This is a genomic window from Moraxella sp. (assembly GCF_024227015.1).
Lineage (GTDB): Bacteria > Pseudomonadota > Gammaproteobacteria > Pseudomonadales > Moraxellaceae > Moraxella.
This window is the reverse complement of sequence record NZ_JAAELD010000072.1, coordinates 1-560: the sequence shown is the minus strand read 5'-3', so window position 1 is coordinate 560 and position 560 is coordinate 1. Positions and strand designations below refer to the sequence as shown.

The following is a 560-nucleotide window of genomic DNA, read 5'->3' as shown; positions in this document are numbered from 1 at the left end:
GATAAGCAGGGATTGGATCATTTGGACAGACGGTATTTGTCCATGTTAAAAGATCGCTTTGATGGCAAGCCTGCAGGCGTGGAAGCGATTGCGGCGGCGATGGCAGAAGACCGTGGCACGCTAGAGGATGTGATTGAGCCGTATTTGATTCAGCAAGGCTATATTCAGCGTACGCCCAAGGGGCGGATTTTATTAGAAAAAGGCGTGTTGTTAATGGAGATGGGGGTGTGAGATGAGTGTCAGTATTTATGATAAGCCTAGATCTTATGATGTGTTTACAGCAGAAAATATATCAATGTGGGAAAGGGTGTGGATACAGGGCATGGCAGGTTTTGGGCTAATGCGACAAGCAGGGCTTATGCTAAGTGAAGCGGTGCTTGATATTATGTATGCCAAGGGCTTATATCAGGCCAGCATCTTGGTTTGTTGTGGTATGGGTAATAATGGCGGTGATGGTTATCTGGTCGCCGATCATTTAGCAAGGCAAGGCTATACGGTTACGGTATTTGCCCCTGATACACCAAAGACTGCTGACAGCCAAGCTGCTAAGGAGCTAAGCG

Annotated in this window: 2 protein-coding genes; both read left to right on the top strand. The window is 47.3% G+C overall.

Annotation, left to right across the window (positions count from 1 at the left end):
- Positions 1 to 231 (top strand): Holliday junction DNA helicase RuvB C-terminal domain-containing protein (locus GY683_RS01540; RefSeq protein ID WP_297287079.1); only part of this gene is annotated, 231 nt, incomplete at its 5' end.
- Position 232: 1 nt separating this feature from the next.
- Positions 233 to 560, top strand: a 328-nt coding sequence (locus GY683_RS01535) for an NAD(P)H-hydrate epimerase (RefSeq protein ID WP_297287078.1), incomplete at its 3' end; no start/stop codon positions are given.